This is a genomic window from Paraburkholderia sp. XV, assembly GCF_020177535.1.
GTDB classification, from domain to species: domain Bacteria; phylum Pseudomonadota; class Gammaproteobacteria; order Burkholderiales; family Burkholderiaceae; genus Paraburkholderia; species Paraburkholderia caribensis.
Window position 1 is genome coordinate 140,470 of the sequence record NZ_JAGUUD010000003.1, and the last position, 15,983, is coordinate 156,452.

The window sequence follows — 15,983 nt, forward strand, 5'->3', positions numbered from 1 at the left end:
GGGCCGCAGGATATAAGGTTGCTTCAGGCGAGCCGAGAAATCGAGGCTGCCCGGTACGCTGCGGCTTCTGTCTTTTCGCGCGATCCGTTCGGCAAGTCCCAGCAGGACGACAGCGCGCTTCGAGCGGCGCGCGTTCAACGAACCCGTAGTAAACGGTTGCCTTTCTTCCACGACAACATTTGCATGATGAATCTCGATGCGGCATTCGGACTTCGCGCCAGCCAGTTTGATCCAAGCGTCGTATGCGCCCGCGTGGCGGCGATGTCGCCGACAGCGAAAGCAGAATCGGGCAGGATCAGTGACGCGTTGATGCTGATATCGGGCGTCGATAGCGTGCATGATGAAATCACCTTCGCAGACTGCGAGATTCGACTTTCCGCGCTGTTCTGCGGTCTCGGATATCTATTAAGCGCGCTCCGTGCGTCGTGCCATTGACGCGTGTCAACGATTGAGGCGCGACCATCGCTGGTTATTGAAAATCCGTTCCCTGCATGCGTGTCCGAAAGCAGTCCGTCTAACGAGAATGTCCGATATATGAACTCGCTTGATATCGATCAACTTGAAGCGGCAGCGCTAGCCGAAGATTCACTTACGCGTTGACGGTTGTTCGAGGGCTGGACATCAGAATGCCTGCCGTTCACGCAACCCGCATGGAGGAAGCAAGAATGCGCGCAATCGACGTCATGACTACGTCCGTCATATTTGCACACCCTGATATGACGGTGCAGGAAGCAGCCAGAACGCTGGCTGAGCAACACATTAGCGGCATGCCTGTCGTCGATGAAAAAGGCGGGCTGGTCGGCATGATTACGGAAGGCGATCTGCTGCACCGCGCCGAGATCGGCACGGGGATGCCCAAGCGGGCCTGGTGGCTGGATCTTCTCGCGTCGACTCGCGAACTGGCGAGCGAATATGTAAGGGAGCATTCGCACAAGGTGAGTGATCTGATGACGACGGCCGTCGTTGTCGTCGACGAAGATACGTCCGTTGGCGAAATTGCGGAGTTGCTCGAACGCCATCGAATCAAGCGCGTGCCGGTCGTAAAGGACGGAAGGATTACCGGTCTGGTGAGCCGCGCGAATCTGATCCGCGCGCTCGCGAGCATTGTTGCCGCGCCGGACGCGGCGGCTTCAGCGGACGATCTGTCGATCCGGGACGGTATCGTGGCCGCCCTGAAGAACACGCGTTGGTCGCTGCCGCGCGAAAGTATTCTGGTGAAGAATGGCGTCGTGCACCTTTGGGGTGTCGTCACGAGCGATGAAGAGAGCGACGCTATTCGCGTGGCTGCCGAAAACGTGCCCGGGGTGAAAGAGGTGAACAGCCATATGGAGTATCCGGTGGCGCTCCCGGCGATGTAGACACGAGTGAAGCGAACCGTATCGCGATAGAACTCGGTGCGATGGAGACCCCCGATTCTTTAGCACCAACTGATCTTCAATCCAATGGGTCGCTCGCAGCCGGGCGCTTCGCCACGTCACACCGGGGCGGCGGATCGCGGCTTGGTCGAGATCAATGGCGGCGGGCTGGACGGCCGTACATTCGACGTAATCGCAAACAGGTCGCGCATGACTACGGCCTGTGAGGGAGAGCAAATGATGAATACATCATCCGTAACAGAAGCACCGGAAGCGACGGCTAATCAGATCCGCGCCATCATTGGGCCATTCGAAGACGACGTCGTGATGAAGATCATGCGCTTCAAGCCCACCGTCGACGACGTGAGCCGAGCCTATTCATGGCTCCGGTCCGACGAGTATCTGCAACGGCACCTCACGCACAACCTGCCTGCGCGGGCCGCTGATGTTTTCGGGGTTCTCGCAGATGAGTATCCGGAGCTCGGCGACCCTGTGCTGTGATGGCGTTCTGCCGTGCCGACGTACAGCCGTACAGCCGTACAGCCGTACAGCCGTACAGCCGTACAGCCCTTCCCGGCCGGTCGAATAACCAGACACAGCGTTGATGACGGGAGGCGCAGGTGAGCGGCGCGAGCGCACGAGGCATGGGCGATGAGAACCCCAGACCGGAAGTCAGTCTTTCCGGGGAGCACCGCTATCATTTCGCCATTGATATCGACGGCGAATTCGCCATCTTCACGCTCGACACGCATGGTCAGGTCGAGACATGGAATGCAGCCGCCGAACACATCACAGGGTATGGACCGGAGGACATCCTCGGCAAGCCGTTTTCGGTGCTTTATCCGGGCGGCTCGACTGACATGCCCGACCGGTCCGACATTCTCGCCAGAGCCGTAGCGACCGGGCAAGCGCGTTACGAGGGATGGTACGCGCGCAAAGACGGGACACGGTTCTGGGCGAGCGTACTCATTATTGCGCAAAAACGTGAGCAGGGCGACCTGGCTGGCTTCGCCGCAGTCGCGAACGATTTCTCGCAGCGACATCTGACCGAAGCACGACTTCGCAGAAGCGAGCAACGGCTGCAGGCGATGATCGACAGCGTCGAAGACTACGCGATCTTCATGTTGAGTCCGACAGGCGAGGTGACCTCCTGGAATACGGGAGCGCAGCGAATAAAAGGCTATTGCGCCGCCGAAATTATCGGGTGCCATTTTTCTGTCTTCTATCCGCCGGAGGCACGGGCGGCAGGTCTGCCCGAACGCATGCTCGAGACTGCGTCCCTACAGGGTCGCTCCGAAGCCGAAGGATGGCGCATCCGGCGCGACGGCTCGCGTTTCTGGGCGGACGCTATCATTACGCCGATCCGGGATGACAAGGGAGCGCTCCAGGGCTTCGCTAAAGTGACACGTGACCTAACGGAGCATAAGCGGCTGGAGCAACTCGAACATGTAGCCGGACTCGCTGCAGCGACTGAGCGGGCACGGGAAGAGGAAAAGAAGAGAATCGCTCGCGAATTGCATGACGACCTCGGTCAGCAGTTGACCGCCTTGAAGATGAGCGCCGTCATCCTGCAACAGGATGTCGAAGCCGGTCACTACACCTCGGCGACCGCCGCGAAGGCGCGCGGGCTGGTCAGGCAGACCGACGAGACGATGAGTGCGATCCGGCGCATCGCGTCGGATCTGCGTCCCACCATGCTGGACGATCTGGGATTGCTGCCCGCCATAGAGTGGCTGGCGGATGAGTTCAGCAAACGCTACGGGATCAAGGTGAACACCCGTCTGTCGGCGGGAGAACTCGATTTCAGCGATACGGCCGCCACCGCGATCTTTCGCATCGTTCAGGAGGCGCTGACCAATGTCGCGCGTCATGCATTCGCGACAGAAGTCGTCGTCACAATCGAGTCTAAAAACAACGAATGTGAAGTCCGGATCGATGACAACGGACGCGGCGCCGCTTTAGCGTCCGGTAACAAGCCGGACTCATTGGGCCTGCGAGGCATGCGCGAACGCGTCCGGCAACTCAACGGTGCTGCGTGGTTTGTGAACAGATCGGATGGAGGATTTCGTGTCGAGATAAAGTTCCCGATCGATACTATTGTCCGCCGCTGATAGAGGCTCCGTCGTAGCCCCATTGACTCAAATCAAACGAGCCACGCCGACTTGCTCCTATTGTAGCTTTGCCAGCGGCCGCTTTAGATTCACCTCCCGGCTGTCTGGTGTTGTTGCTGACATTGAAACCCCGCCAGTTGCGTAGCTGGAACCCTCGCGAAGGCGACGCCTGGCGGGTCTTTTTCCTCGGATGATCACCTGGCTGCTCCTTGCTTTCTCCCGCAGCTCACTACTGTGCATGGCCTGCCAACCGCGACACGGCGCAAGAAGTGCTGTAGCGGCTCAATCTCGCCGCACAGAAGCAGGTTGAGCGCATGGAGAATCGGAAGCAGCAAGGACAAGCCAACCCGGAGAGCGACACATGGGCATGCTCAGCGATTTCCTGCTGCACCGGCGAGCACCCTCGGATCCGGACAGAGAAACCAGGATCCACGACGCAGTCGCACGCGTGCTCGCAATGAATCCACGACTAAAAAGCGCGCGTCGACACGAGGCGCGTCTTGCTCAATCGCTGAAGACGGCACTCAGCTACACGGACGATCTCGTCGCATCCTTGCCGCCCGTGCGCGATGCCAATGCCGAAGCGTGGTCGTTGGACCCGGTGATGCGTTCATTTTTCGCCACGCCTGGCGATCTGGCAGAAGCTTTTAGCCGCTCGGAAGCATTACGCGCGCTGTTCGAGCGCGACGCTGGATTGACGGACGCGTATGCCGTCCTTGGCATGGCACTGACCGAGCGGCACATATTGGGCGTTGCGCTCGAGGGCGATTCGATCCGTCACGACGTGCCGCAAACTACACTGTGTTTCAGTGATCATCGTGTCAGAATTTGCGGCAGTTCAGAGAAGGCGTTACGTACCGAAATCGGAAGCAGGCTGATCGATCAGCTGGCACTGGCTGGTTTCGAACGTCTTGCGGCAAACCGGCGCGATCTGGCAAATCAGTCGAGAGCCCTCGTCGACAAACGCATTGCCTTGCTCGAAAGCCGGGGCGCGGGCTTGCGTGACGTTGTCGGTGAACCTGCGATCACCGCGCCGGATGAACTGGCTCGGGTCCAGACAGAGATCGAGAACAACTCACGTGCGCTTGCGAAACTCAGAGTGCCGGAGCAATCGCTCGAACTCGAACTGGAGTGTGTTTGCAACGTGTTCCAGAATCCAGCCGATCATCTGCACATGAAGAGCAGGCACGTGAGGATCGATTCAATGAATGTCGTACAAGCGCCGGATAGCAAGGCCGGGACGAATATCGAATTTCATTTCGCCCGCATTCCCGGCAAGCGGGCCACAATCCGGTCATTCGTGCTGGTCAGATTTCCGCGCCGTGAACTGTTACCCGGCGGGCTTGTCATCGATGCTGCGATGCAGGCCCTGTGAAAAGCCGTAGCGCTAGCGAGCCGATCCGGGAATCGAAATCGCCCGGAACGAATGACCGCCGCCCGGGTGGCGCCCGGGACGCTCGCTATGACCGTGATCATGTCGACACGTGCCTTGTGCGGCTTGCCTGCGGCCGGTTAAACGCCATACTTGATGGTTTCGGCGTTCATCGTGTGTCTCCGGCCATCAAAGCGTGAGAAAACCCTTATAAAGTCCAAATGCCGCAATGAGTGCACCTGCCACGACCGCCGCGAAGACAAGCTTCTCGACGAGCGTGAATACGGGTTGCCCGGTCTCGCGCTTCGCCTTGGCAAAAAGCACGGCGCCTGGCGCATATAAAAGCGCTGACAACAACACGTACTTTAGTCCGCCGGCGTAGAGCAGCCACACGGCATAGATCACGGCGATGGCTGCAACCAGCAGGTCCTTGTTGCGCTGCGCGGGCTCCTGCTCGTACGTATCACGGCGCCAGGCAACGAGCAACGCATAGGCTGCCGACCAGAAGTACGGCAACAGGATCATCGAGGTCGCCAGATAAATGAGCGAAAGATAGGTTCCTTTCGAAAAAAGCGTGATGAGCAGGAATGCCTGTGTCAGACCATTGGTGAGCCAAAGCGCGTTAGCTGGAACCTTCTTCGCATTCTCCTTGCGCACGAAGCTCGGCATCGTGTTGTCCCGCGCGGCCGAAAAGATGATCTCGGCGCACAGCAGAACCCACGAGAGGAGGGCGCCCAGCAGTGAAATCACGAGGCCGACGCTGATGAGAATGGCGCCCCAGTGGCCCACGACATGCTCGAGTACGCCAGCCATCGACGGGTTTTGCAGCGCGGCAAGCTCCGGCCGCGCCATGATTCCGAGCGACAACACGTTGACGAGCACCAGCACGAGCAGCACGCCGATGAATCCCATAATCGTCGCTTTGCCAACATCGGTCCGTTTCTCTGCGCGTGCGGAGAAGATGCTCGCGCCTTCGATACCGATGAAAACCCAGACTGTCACGAGCATCGAGCCTCGAACCTGGTTCGCCACGCCGCCGAGCTTTGGCGTATTCAGGCCGAAGAAGTCCGTGGTAAAAAAGTGTGCGTTGAACGCAAACGTGCAGATCACGATAAACAGAACGATCGGCACAATCTTCGCGACTGTCGTGATCATGTTCACGAACGCGGCTTCCTTGATGCCCTGCAGGACGAGGAAATGAACGCCCCACAGCAACACGGAGGCACAGGCGATCGCGACGGGTGTGTTGCCTTCGCCGAAGACGGGGAAGAAATATCCGAAAGTACCGAACAGCAGGACGAAGTAGCCTACGTTTCCGAGCCAGGCGCTGATCCAGTATCCCCACGCCGACGAGAAACCCATATAGTCGCCGAACCCCTGCTTTGCATAGATATAGACCCCACCGTCCAGATCGGGCTTGCGGTTCGCGAGCGTCTGGAACACGAACGCCAGCGTCAACATGCCTACGGCGGTGATCGCCCATCCGATCAGCACCGCTCCCGCTCCGGCACTGACAGCCATGTTTTGCGGCAATGAGAAGATGCCGCCACCGATCATCGATCCCACGACGAGAGCAGTCAGCGCGCCGAGATGCAACTTTGGAGCGACCGCGGACGTGGTTGACGGACCTGTTTTCGAGTCGGATCTGGGTTGAGATACGGAATCTGACATGTCACCTCTCCTTTACCTGTTAGAGTCCGGGCGACGATGCGACCGGACGGACTCATCACGCGTATCAGCATAGAAACGCTCGAAGCTTCTCAGTTGACCTTCATCAAAGGAGGTTCCGTATTTCCGCACTCCGGCATCGCGGCGAAGAAAGCAGCCAAAGTGAATCGCGAGACGTGGATAAAGGTGCTTCAGTGGTTGAACCATCGATATTGAAGTGTCAGGGAGACCGACTTGTAGTTTCCTCCGGCCCTGACCATGAACCCGTTTGACACGGCAAGTTTGGCAGACCAGTCGCGCCTGATCGGAAGCGAGAGCGTGAGGCCGTAGCGTGCATTCTTTTGCGCGTCGTCGTTGATGGCTCCGTTGACCGACGTCGCGCCGCCGGTGTAGAAGCCTGCGTCGGCGGCCAGCCACAAGCCGGGGCGAAACGTGTATCCGCCGTGCAGCTGGAGCACGCCGAGTGGTGCCTGGCTTCGTCGCCTGTTACCGAGAAACGACGTGTTGTCGGTGAAAAACCAGACGCCCGCCGTGGCTTCAGCGAACCAGTTTCCTAGCGGCTGCGAAACGCCTACCTCTGGTTTGAACGCCCACCGGTTGCTTCCGAGATTGACGAGATGCGCGGGTTCGTACTGCCCCGTTGGCGCGATGATCGTCAGGCTCGTGCCGACGACGGTGTCCGGTGTGCGACCCGCGAATTCTTCGGGTGTCAGCGCGGGACCACCCAGAAGATCGACCGAAAGCCTCAGACGGAGATCGCCGAGGCCCGCGCGATGAACCTGATTCGGTGCGTCGAACACGTTACCGGAGATGGAACCGCTGATAAACGGAGCGAGCAGGCCAACGGAGGCCGCATGACCGGCAAGGTTGAATACGTGCACGTATCCAATGGATGCTGAATTGATTCTTGCGTGGACATCACTGATGGGAAGTGATGGATCCACCAGAACCTGACCACCCAGCCACGCATACGTGAGCCCGATAAAGTTCGTGCCAACAGGTGCGGGCGAATACGCGCGCGGCTCAAGTTCTTGAGTCGCTCCCTTCATGACGGTCAAATAGAGGCACGCACCGACAAGCGCTGCGCGCCAGTTGCACGTGGCAGGAAATGGTACCTCCATAGCGGGTCCTGAGCGTGACTGCGCCGGGAAGCGACGCTCAGCTGACGTCGTCGACCCAGGGTAAGTGCAGTTCGATACCGGCAGCATTGATTCGATGCTGAGTCCATCACGAGGAAATCCGCGCCCATGGTGCGTCTTGGGGCCTTCGAAGCGTTGACCTTGATCAACTTGCCGGGTTGTTGCCCGGGTATCGTGAATCTCATACGGAAGTGGCGACGTTTGATTCCGTTCAGGAGCGACATGATGGACAAGGCCGTTTCGCACAAGGCAGCGCGTGATGCGGACGCGACGCGCGTTTCATATCGGACCCCCGATGAGAGGGCGGCGCAAGGGCGGCTGGTGCGTGATGCAGTGCCAAGATCGTCGCAAGCAGGGTGGAAGGCACCTGAACGACGCCAGGACCCGTTGGAGCTTCTCGACTTGTCCAACGAAGGTCGATTGCCGAGCCTGGTGCCGATTCGCTTCGGACGAATGTCTGCCTGTCCGTTCGCTTTTTACCGTGGGGCCGCCATTGTGATGGCGGCCGACCTCGCTGGAACGCCCACGAGCGGATTGCGCGTGCAGGCGTGTGGTGACGCTCACCTGATGAACTTCGGTGGCTTCGCGACGCCTGAGCGCAATGTGATCTTCGATATCAACGACCTCGACGAAACGCTTCCGGCGCCGTTCGAATGGGATCTGAAACGCCTCGCAACGAGCGTCGTGATCGCGGGGCAGCATCTGGAATTGCCATATAGCGATGCGACCCGCGCGGCAACGGATCTCGTGCGCGAATACCGTGAGCGCATGCATGACTATTCGTCCATGCGCGCGCTGGACGTCTGGTACGACAAAATCGATCTTCAGAAGTATCAGGACCGCAGTGGCGATCCCGCTGTCATTGAAGCAGTCCGCAAGCGCATCGCGCAGCGGCTCGAAGTGGAGCGCGGCAAGACCGTGCCTGATCATTTATATCCAAAGCTGGTTTCGGAAGAAGGCGGGCGACCCCATATCAAGGACGAGCCGCCGCTGATCTTCCATCCGACTGAAGACGTGGCGCCAGGCCTTCATTCGGGTTACTCAGACGCAATCGCTTCATATCGCAAGAGCCTTGCTGAGCACGTGCGCGTGCTGTTCGACAGATATGAGTTCGTCGACCTTGCGTTGAAGGTGGTCGGTGTCGGCAGTGTCGGCACGGTGTGCGGCGTCGGCCTGTTCATGGCATCTGACAACGACCCACTCTTCCTGCAGGTTAAGGAGGCACGGAAGTCGGTGCTCGAACCGTATGCGGGAAAAAGCCTGCATGCGAATCAGGGGGAGCGGATCATCGCAGGCCAGCGCATCATGCAGGCGGCCAGCGATGTATTTCTCGGCTGGAGCCGCGGATCAGGTGGCCGGGACTTCTACATCCGCCAACTGCGCGATATGAAGATGTCGGTGGTCATCGAATCGCTGGATGTGGGGTTGCTCAGGCAATACGCGCGCATGTGTGCGCATGCGCTCGCGCGCGCACACGCGCGTTCTGGCGATGCTGCAATGATCGCCGGTTATATGGGATCGGGTCAAACGTTCGATGACGCGATCACCGAATTTGCGACCGATTATGCCTCTCAAAACCGGCGTGACTATCGCGCGTTCATTCAGGCCATTCGCGAAGGCCGGATCCAGGCGACCGCAATAGAGTAGCGGTGCCCCAACATCGTGGCACGGAGACACGCATCCTTCGTCGAATCGTGGTGCGGAAGCTGGATTGGTGGAGGCATTTCATGTGGACGTTTTCTTCTGCGATTCACACGGCCATAGCGAGATCGCTACTGTGCCTGGCTATTGTCGTTCCGCTCGAAGGATTGACGCAGCCCGCTCGTTCTGTTGCACCGGCCGACCTGACGACGCCTGCTGAGCGTGCCGGATTCTGTACGAAAATGCGCGACGCGCAGACCCATGCGGAACGCCAGGCAATCGCACAACAATGGCACGATCTGCTGGTTTCGCGTGCGAAAGAGCGGGGCGTCGACTTACCCGGCTACATGGGTAGTCATCACTCGATGATGGGCTATGACGACGGCATGCCAATGGGCATGGCGATGGGCTCGGCATGTGCCCATATGGGAATGGATACGCCGCTTTCCTCCGAAACGGGAGAGCCGGCCGTCGCTCGCAGTCTGGGTATCGCGTATATAACGGGTGGCGTGGGCGCCGAGGAAGCAGCCGCGATGCGTGCGCTAGCGTCCCACTACAGCTTGCGTGCGCGCTTCACCGCGAATGGCGGCGAATTCGTCTCCGATGTGGACGTGCGCATATTGACCAGCGATGGCCGTTTGATCTTCACGGCCGTTTCGGATGGTCCATATCTGTACGCGCGAGTTCCACCGGGACGATACCGGCTCGTCGCAAAGCTGGACGGACTCGAACGCTCCCGCAATGTCGATATTCCCACTCGCGGCGGCATCACCGTGTTATTGACGTGGCCCCGCATGCGAACCGCTACGGGCGGTTAAGGCATCGTTTGATACGGGCTCGAAACGGGCTGGCCGGCACGATTGAATGCCGCATGGAACGCCCGGAAGGAGGGTTACATGGATAACCAACAGGTCTCCGGCATCCCTACGGAAATCGAGACACCCGCTACCGGCTGGCGCGCGATATTTCCGCCGGCACAGTGGCTATACCACTATCAATGGCGCTGGCTTTCCTCCGATGCGGTTGCCGGTGTGACGCTCGCTGCCTACGGCATACCCGTGTCGCTGGCCTATGCAACGCTGGCGGGGTTGCCCCCGCAATACGGCATCTACTGCTACCTGGCTGGCGGTCTGTTCTACGCGGTATTCGGATCGTCGAGGCAACTGGCCATCGGTCCCACGTCCGCGATCTCCATGCTCATCGGTGTGACCGTCGCGGACATGGCAGGCGGGGACCCTGCGAGATTCGCGTCCATTGCGGCCCTGACTGCGGTGATGATCGCTGTGATGTGCGTGGTCGCGTGGATTCTTCGACTGAGTTCTCTCGTGAACTTCATCAGCGAGACGATACTGCTCGGCTTCAAAGCGGGCGCGGCGCTGACTATTGCATTGACGCAATTGCCCAAGCTCTTCGGTATCAAGGGAGGCGGCGAGCAGTTCTTCGAGCGTGTCACGGTTCTCGTCGGACAGCTTCCCAATACGCAACTGGTCGTACTGGCCTTCGGTATCGGTGCGCTCGCTCTTCTGCTATTGGGTGAAAAGTTTCTTCCCGGCCGGCCTGTTGCTTTGCTTGTCGTGCTGCTATCGATCGTATTGCTGACGGTGACGCCGCTCCGTGAGATGGGTTTCAAGGTGGTCGGTACATTGCCTCGCGGTTTGCCGGAGTTTCATCTTCCAGCACTGCGCGTGCGCGACGTCGACGGCATCATCCCGCTGGCCTTCGCATGCCTGTTGCTGTCATATGTCGAGAGCGTTTCCGCCGCGCGGGCTATTGCACATAAGAACGGCTACGAGATCGATCCGCGACAGGAACTGCTGGGGTTGGGTGCGGCCAATCTCGCGGTCGGGTTATTCCATGGCTATCCGGTAGCCGGTGGTCTGTCGCAATCTTCCGTCAACGATAAGGCGGGCGCGAAGACACCGCTTTCGCTCGTGTTCGCTTCAGTCGCAATCGGTTTGTGCTTGCTGTTCTTGACGGGGCTGCTCACCAATCTGCCCAATGTGGTACTTGCCGCAATCGTGCTCGTGGCGGTCAAGGGACTGGTGGACATCCGCGAGTTGGGTCATGTATGGCGTGTGAGCCGCTATGAGTTTCTCGTGTCGATGGTCGCATTCGTCGCAGTGCTGCAGTTTGGCATCCTGAAGGGTGTGATATTCGCGGTTCTCGCCTCGATGCTGCTGCTCATCCGCCGCGCTGCCCATCCTCACGTAGCGATGCTGGGACGCATTCCAGGCACACAACTCTATTCGGATGTCGAACGTCACCCCGATAACGAGAGCGTGCCGGGGGTCTTGATGTTTCGTGTGGAGGCGTCGCTGCTTTACTTCAACACCGAACATGTCCTGGCGACGGTATGGAAGAACATCCGTTCGAGCGCGAGTCCTGTCAAGCTGGTCATCTGCGACCTGTCCAGTTCTCCTGCCGTCGATATTGCGGGCGCGCGGATGCTGGCGGCACTGCAAGCGGATCTCGCGAAAGCAGGCATGCGTCTGCGGATCGTGTCAGCACACGCGGATGCGCGCGACATTTTGCGCGCCGAGGGACTCGAGGAGCGGGTAGGTCATCTTGGGCGGCGCATGACTGTGAGCGACGTAGTCGAAGCGTTCCTGCGAGGCACCGACCCATCAGTCGTTGCGGTGAAGGACGAAGGAAAAGGGACGTTTCTGGACGCCACCAGGCTCGCATGAACCTTGGAGCGCGCGTACATTGGGGCTCGATGTGCCCGTGTCGCAACTGGACAGGGAGATTTGGCATGGCCTGGAACCGACGATACAGCGTGATCAGCTATGTTCGCTCCTCGCTGTGGATCGTGCCCATTCTTGCGGTGATTGCCGGCATTGCGTTGAAGCGCATTGCCGAGTATGTGGGTACTTGGCTGGCTACCTACCATGCATATGATCTCCAGAGCGGATTCCTTGCCGTCAATGCCGACGAGGCTCATTCGATTCTCGACCGGATATTCACGCTGAACCTCTCCTGTCTGGTATTCAGTTTCGGTTCTTTGCTCGTCGCCATTCAGGTGGCAGGTGGACAATACACGCCACGCATCATTGCCACGACGCTGCTGCGCGATAACGTCATCCGGTGGATCGTAGGACTCTTTGTTTTTTCGCTTCTGTGGACGCACAGGACGATGGCGGAGCTAGGCCAGTCCGTGATTGTGCCGCAACTGCAGGTGTTTCTTGCCACGGTTATCGGACTTGCCTCGCTGGTCGCATTCATACTGCTGATCGATTACTCGGCGCGGTTGCTGCGCCCGGTCAGCCTGATAGGGCGCGTGGCCGATCAAGGCTTCGCGGTCATCCGTCACATTTATCCGTGCACACTCGATGAAGACGGGCGCCAGGGAGTTCCAGCCACACAGGCCTTCGGGCATACCGCGATACCAGCGTGGGCCTCGGCAGCAGATGGCGATCGTGCGTTGAAGGACGGTGTGCAGGGTCGGCGAATGATCCCTTACCGGGGACACTCCGGGGTCGTCCTTGCGGCGAATCTGCACGGGCTGGCTCGGGAGGCCGAGCGTCTCGATTGCCTCATTGAGTTCGCAGTTCAGGTTGGCGATTTCATCGCAACGGACGAACCGCTGTTTTATCTGCACGTTGGGAGCGTCGCGATCGGCGAAACCGACGAGCGCAGGTTACAGAGCCTCGTTGCCCTCGGTACGGAAAGAACCATGGAGCAGGATCCAATGTTCGCGTTTAGGATCGAGGTCGATATCGCACTGAAAGCTTTATCTCCCGCTATCAACGATCCTACGACAGCCGTGCTGGCTATCGATCAGTTGCACAGGCTGCTGCGCGTGGTCGGCAAACGATCGCTTGCCGATCGAACGGTAAGGGACGGCCGAGGTGAGGCCCGCGTGCTTTTTCGCACCCCCCAATGGCGCGACTACGTGCACATCAGTATCAGGGAAATACGGCAATGCGGCGCCGGCAGCATGCAAATCGACAGACGTTTGCGCGCAATGATCGAAAACCTGATGAAAACGCTGACGGTGTCGCGCCATGAGGCGTTGCGCCGTGAACTGGAGCTGCTAGATGCCGCGATCATGCGAGAGCACATGTTCGAGGAGGACAGGGCGCTAGCGAGGATTCCCGACACCCAAGGGCTGGGGGGTGCATCGGAATGCGTCACTCCAATGACATCGGCAATCGACATCGAACAGAAGCAAATGACAGACGCCAGCCAGGGGCAGGTTCCGTAAGCATGGGGGCTAACCTAGAGCATGATCTCCTCGCCCCGTGCGAGGCCACCCCTGATCTTTTAACCGGGAGAACATTTTCATGAGCGTTCAATGGATTATCAAATCTTTCATCGCCATAGTTGCGCTGTCGGCGGCGATGGGAACAGCGGTCGACGCCTTGGGTCAAGAGCCCAAGCCGACCGACTCGACACAATCGACGCAATTTTCCGGGACTAGTGTGGTCCACACGAAAGCCGTCATCTTCGGGATTGATGTCGAGCGAAATAGCATCACTCTTCTTCAAGACAGCGGTGACCCGGTCGACGTGCAAGTAGATCGGTCCGTAGGCGACGTCAGCACGCTAAAGACGGGCGATGAAGTCTCTATCACCTATCGCCGTGCGCTTCTCATTCGAGCGGGAAAGAGTCCGTCGAATGGAATTCGTGAGCGCATCGACAGTGGATTTAGCACCGCGCAGTCGGTAGCGTCGTCGCTGTCGATGCACAGAGTCCAGGCGTTGGTGACGGTCGAACAGATCGATCGTGCGAAGCATCAACTGACGTTGCGCGGTGCGACCGACACGGTGACGTTGGAAGCATCGTCCGATGGTCTTTTAAATGGGCTGAAGGTAGGTGACAGTGTGCGCGTCGATTTTGCCGAGGCCACGGCCATCCAGATATCGCACGGCGGCGTCCCGATACGGTAGCTGCCTGGAGAGACACGGCACGCTCATCTTCGATTTCAACAAGTGCGGCGTGCAGAGCGGTAATCATTGCATTGGGCGGGTAATCGACCTGCGAATAATAACTCGAAGAGTGCGGCTCGCAGAACCTGTAGATCGCGATGGGGTGACGACGCCGGGTTCGGAGGGTCACAAAGCTGCTGTATCGCGGCCGCCTTCGATGCAATATTTTTACCGGAGAACAAGGTGATCTTACGGTTTCTCACGCTCACGAGGAAGCACAGCTTGCTCGCCCTCGCATGGCTTGCGATTCTGCTTTCGTCGCATGCCAGCGCTGCTGTTCATCACGTTCCCGGCGCGGGCCCGCCCGACGTGGGGGCGGTTACGATAGCTCCGTCGATGCCTCGAGGCGACAGTCTCGACGATGTACTGGATCAAAACGGAATCGTTCCGGGATCTCAGAAAGCCCGTGTTCTGGCGGAGTGGGTCGACATGATCGTGCACGATCCCACTATTGGAGCGCGTATCCCAGGTGGAATGCATGCTCTCTTTCAGGTCTTTGTCGACGAGAGAAAACGGGAAGCGATGATGTCGAGCGGACTTGCGCGCCTGACGCCGAATGAACGTCTGGATTACCTGAAACTCTTTACACGTCTGCTCGATGAACTGGTTCCCGTGAACTGTTTTGAGCTTGTCGACATGCACGCAGTGATGAATCGCATCACGTTTTCCCAGATGTCCGATGAAGACGCAGCGCTCTATCTGAGGTTGCTTTACAGAGTGCTGGTGAGTAGCGTATCCGACATCACCGTGCGGCTTCCGACGCAGGCGGAGTACGACTCGGCTATCGAGGGACTGTCTCGGGCTATCGTCATGGAACTGGATGCGGACCCCGCAAGTATGGACCGTTATCAGCAATACGTAGTCCACCCGTCCGCGGCGACGCCGGCTGACGTGTGCTGGACGGCAAGAGTCACGCTGCATGCCATTGCCAGGATGTCCGAAACGGAGCGTGACTTTGTGCTGCTGCCCGCGATAAGCGGGTCGGCGATGGAGCCGTTCGAGGGAACGTCGGAGGACAAGCCAGCACAGGCGCCGCTTCCTTTACGAGAACAATCAACCGGCAAGGCGATACATTGAATCACGGTGCGGTTAAACCAGGGTTATTTGTGCATCTGGAGGCTTTGAAAAGCATGACGTGAATCAACTTCCCGAACGTCTATCCTCTTACGATGGGATACGAGATCGACGGGTTTTTGTCACTTACACATTCTCAAGGCGACACCTGTAACCGTGGTGGCTCGTTGGATGTGGTCTCTCTAGCAGACATCGCACATGGCCAGTCGACTCGCTCATTGCCCGTCGTCATGTAGCAGCGGGCGCGGAGGCAGTGCGCGGATTTCCTGTGTCTTGCGGCTGCGGACGCTGAACCTGATGTTGCCGATGCTACATACGAACCCTCGCAGCCGCACCGACACGACCCCTAACATGAAAGAGACACAACATGGAGTTCTTTCTTCTTGCCGCAATCTTCCTCACATCAAGTGGATTCCTGATTGGCGCAGCGGTGGCGCCGGACCCGCCGGGTGCAATCGAACAACCGGCAGTCAGGCTGTCCGTGGAGCAATCCACGACGACACGGCAGCCGCGTCCGCAAGTTTTGTCGAGACCGGGCTCAGCATCGGGACAACAGAACGCTGAACGACCGGGACAACCGCATAAACGCTTAGATGCTTGCGAGTGGTGCGACGGCTAGATGTAGGGCGAGTGAGGGGCTGTAAATGCCGATCGCCAATGCGCCGAGGGCACCTTCATTAAGGCGAAGACAGGCG

General features: G+C 58.9%; 13 protein-coding genes. 11 read left to right on the forward strand and 2 right to left on the reverse strand.

Translation table 11 applies throughout. From position 1 onward, the window contains the following. Window positions 1-18: 18 nt before the first annotated feature. From KFO72_RS02895 to KFO72_RS02915, 5 genes are all read left to right on the forward strand, one after another. Window positions 19-435: a hypothetical protein gene (locus KFO72_RS02895; RefSeq protein WP_225031341.1), complete on the forward strand. Its 417-nt coding sequence runs from the start codon at window positions 19-21 to the stop codon at window positions 433-435. Window positions 436-665: 230 nt separating this feature from the next. Continuing rightward, window positions 666-1,358 (forward strand): CBS domain-containing protein, encoded by a 693-nt coding sequence (locus KFO72_RS02900; protein WP_054932177.1) that lies wholly within the window; start codon window positions 666-668, stop codon window positions 1,356-1,358. A 141-nt stretch (window positions 1,359-1,499) separates the two neighbouring features. Beyond that, entirely contained in the window at window positions 1,500-1,856 is a 357-nt protein-coding gene (locus KFO72_RS02905; protein WP_225031342.1) for a hypothetical protein, read from the forward strand. 119 nt (window positions 1,857-1,975) lie between these two features. Next, entirely contained in the window at window positions 1,976-3,466 is a 1,491-nt protein-coding gene (locus tag KFO72_RS02910; RefSeq protein WP_225031343.1) for a PAS domain S-box protein, read from the forward strand. 361 nt (window positions 3,467-3,827) lie between these two features. Continuing rightward, window positions 3,828-4,841: a hypothetical protein gene (locus tag KFO72_RS02915; protein ID WP_225031344.1), complete on the forward strand. Its 1,014-nt coding sequence runs from the start codon at window positions 3,828-3,830 to the stop codon at window positions 4,839-4,841. A 186-nt stretch (window positions 4,842-5,027) separates the two neighbouring features. Here the strand turns inward: KFO72_RS02915 and arcD are convergent, their stop codons facing one another. Both arcD and KFO72_RS02925 read right to left on the reverse strand, forming a co-directional pair. Beyond that, complete coding sequence (gene arcD / locus KFO72_RS02920) at window positions 5,028-6,509, reverse strand: arginine-ornithine antiporter (RefSeq protein WP_098021687.1); 1,482 nt, start codon at window positions 6,507-6,509, stop codon at window positions 5,028-5,030. A gap of 188 nt (window positions 6,510-6,697) precedes the next feature. Beyond that, window positions 6,698-7,555 carry a transporter gene (locus KFO72_RS02925; protein WP_225031365.1) on the reverse strand — a complete coding sequence of 286 codons (858 nt, stop codon included), beginning with the start codon at window positions 7,553-7,555 and terminating at the stop codon, window positions 6,698-6,700. Window positions 7,556-7,870: 315 nt separating this feature from the next. On the opposite strand from KFO72_RS02925, the gene KFO72_RS02930 reads away from it, so the two are divergent. From KFO72_RS02930 to KFO72_RS02955, 6 genes are all read left to right on the forward strand, one after another. Continuing rightward, on the forward strand, window positions 7,871-9,292 hold the full coding sequence (locus KFO72_RS02930; protein ID WP_054932201.1) for a DUF2252 domain-containing protein: 1,422 nt from the start codon (window positions 7,871-7,873) through the stop codon (window positions 9,290-9,292). Between the two features lie 80 nt (window positions 9,293-9,372). Beyond that, complete coding sequence (locus KFO72_RS02935) at window positions 9,373-10,104, forward strand: hypothetical protein (RefSeq protein WP_225031345.1); 732 nt, start codon at window positions 9,373-9,375, stop codon at window positions 10,102-10,104. 78 nt (window positions 10,105-10,182) lie between these two features. Then, a complete protein-coding gene (locus KFO72_RS02940; RefSeq protein ID WP_225031346.1) occupies window positions 10,183-11,973 on the forward strand; it encodes a SulP family inorganic anion transporter in 1,791 nt (596 codons plus the stop codon). A gap of 65 nt (window positions 11,974-12,038) precedes the next feature. Beyond that, window positions 12,039-13,490, forward strand: a complete 1,452-nt coding sequence (locus KFO72_RS02945; protein ID WP_063825955.1) for a DUF2254 domain-containing protein — start codon at window positions 12,039-12,041, stop codon at window positions 13,488-13,490. A 79-nt stretch (window positions 13,491-13,569) separates the two neighbouring features. Continuing rightward, window positions 13,570-14,175: a hypothetical protein gene (locus KFO72_RS02950; RefSeq protein WP_225031347.1), complete on the forward strand. Its 606-nt coding sequence runs from the start codon at window positions 13,570-13,572 to the stop codon at window positions 14,173-14,175. Between the two features lie 261 nt (window positions 14,176-14,436). Then, entirely contained in the window at window positions 14,437-15,291 is an 855-nt protein-coding gene (locus KFO72_RS02955) for a hypothetical protein (RefSeq protein WP_225031348.1), read from the forward strand. Window positions 15,292-15,983 lie beyond the last annotated feature (692 nt).

Excerpts from the sequence above, each read along its gene's own strand:
- KFO72_RS02930 (WP_054932201.1), top strand. The coding sequence starts at position 7,871 with ATGGACAAGGCCGTTTCGCACAAGGCAGCGCGTGATGCGGACGCGACG.
- KFO72_RS02940 (WP_225031346.1), top strand. The coding sequence starts at position 10,183 with ATGGATAACCAACAGGTCTCCGGCATCCCTACGGAAATCGAGACACCC.
- KFO72_RS02925 (WP_225031365.1), bottom strand. The coding sequence starts at position 7,555 with ATGAAGGGAGCGACTCAAGAACTTGAGCCGCGCGCGTATTCGCCCGCA.
- KFO72_RS02935 (WP_225031345.1), top strand. The coding sequence starts at position 9,373 with ATGTGGACGTTTTCTTCTGCGATTCACACGGCCATAGCGAGATCGCTA.
- KFO72_RS02915 (WP_225031344.1), top strand. The coding sequence starts at position 3,828 with ATGGGCATGCTCAGCGATTTCCTGCTGCACCGGCGAGCACCCTCGGAT.
- KFO72_RS02950 (WP_225031347.1), top strand. The coding sequence starts at position 13,570 with ATGAGCGTTCAATGGATTATCAAATCTTTCATCGCCATAGTTGCGCTG.
- KFO72_RS02945 (WP_063825955.1), top strand. The coding sequence starts at position 12,039 with ATGGCCTGGAACCGACGATACAGCGTGATCAGCTATGTTCGCTCCTCG.
- arcD (WP_098021687.1), bottom strand. The coding sequence starts at position 6,509 with ATGTCAGATTCCGTATCTCAACCCAGATCCGACTCGAAAACAGGTCCG.
- KFO72_RS02900 (WP_054932177.1), top strand. The coding sequence starts at position 666 with ATGCGCGCAATCGACGTCATGACTACGTCCGTCATATTTGCACACCCT.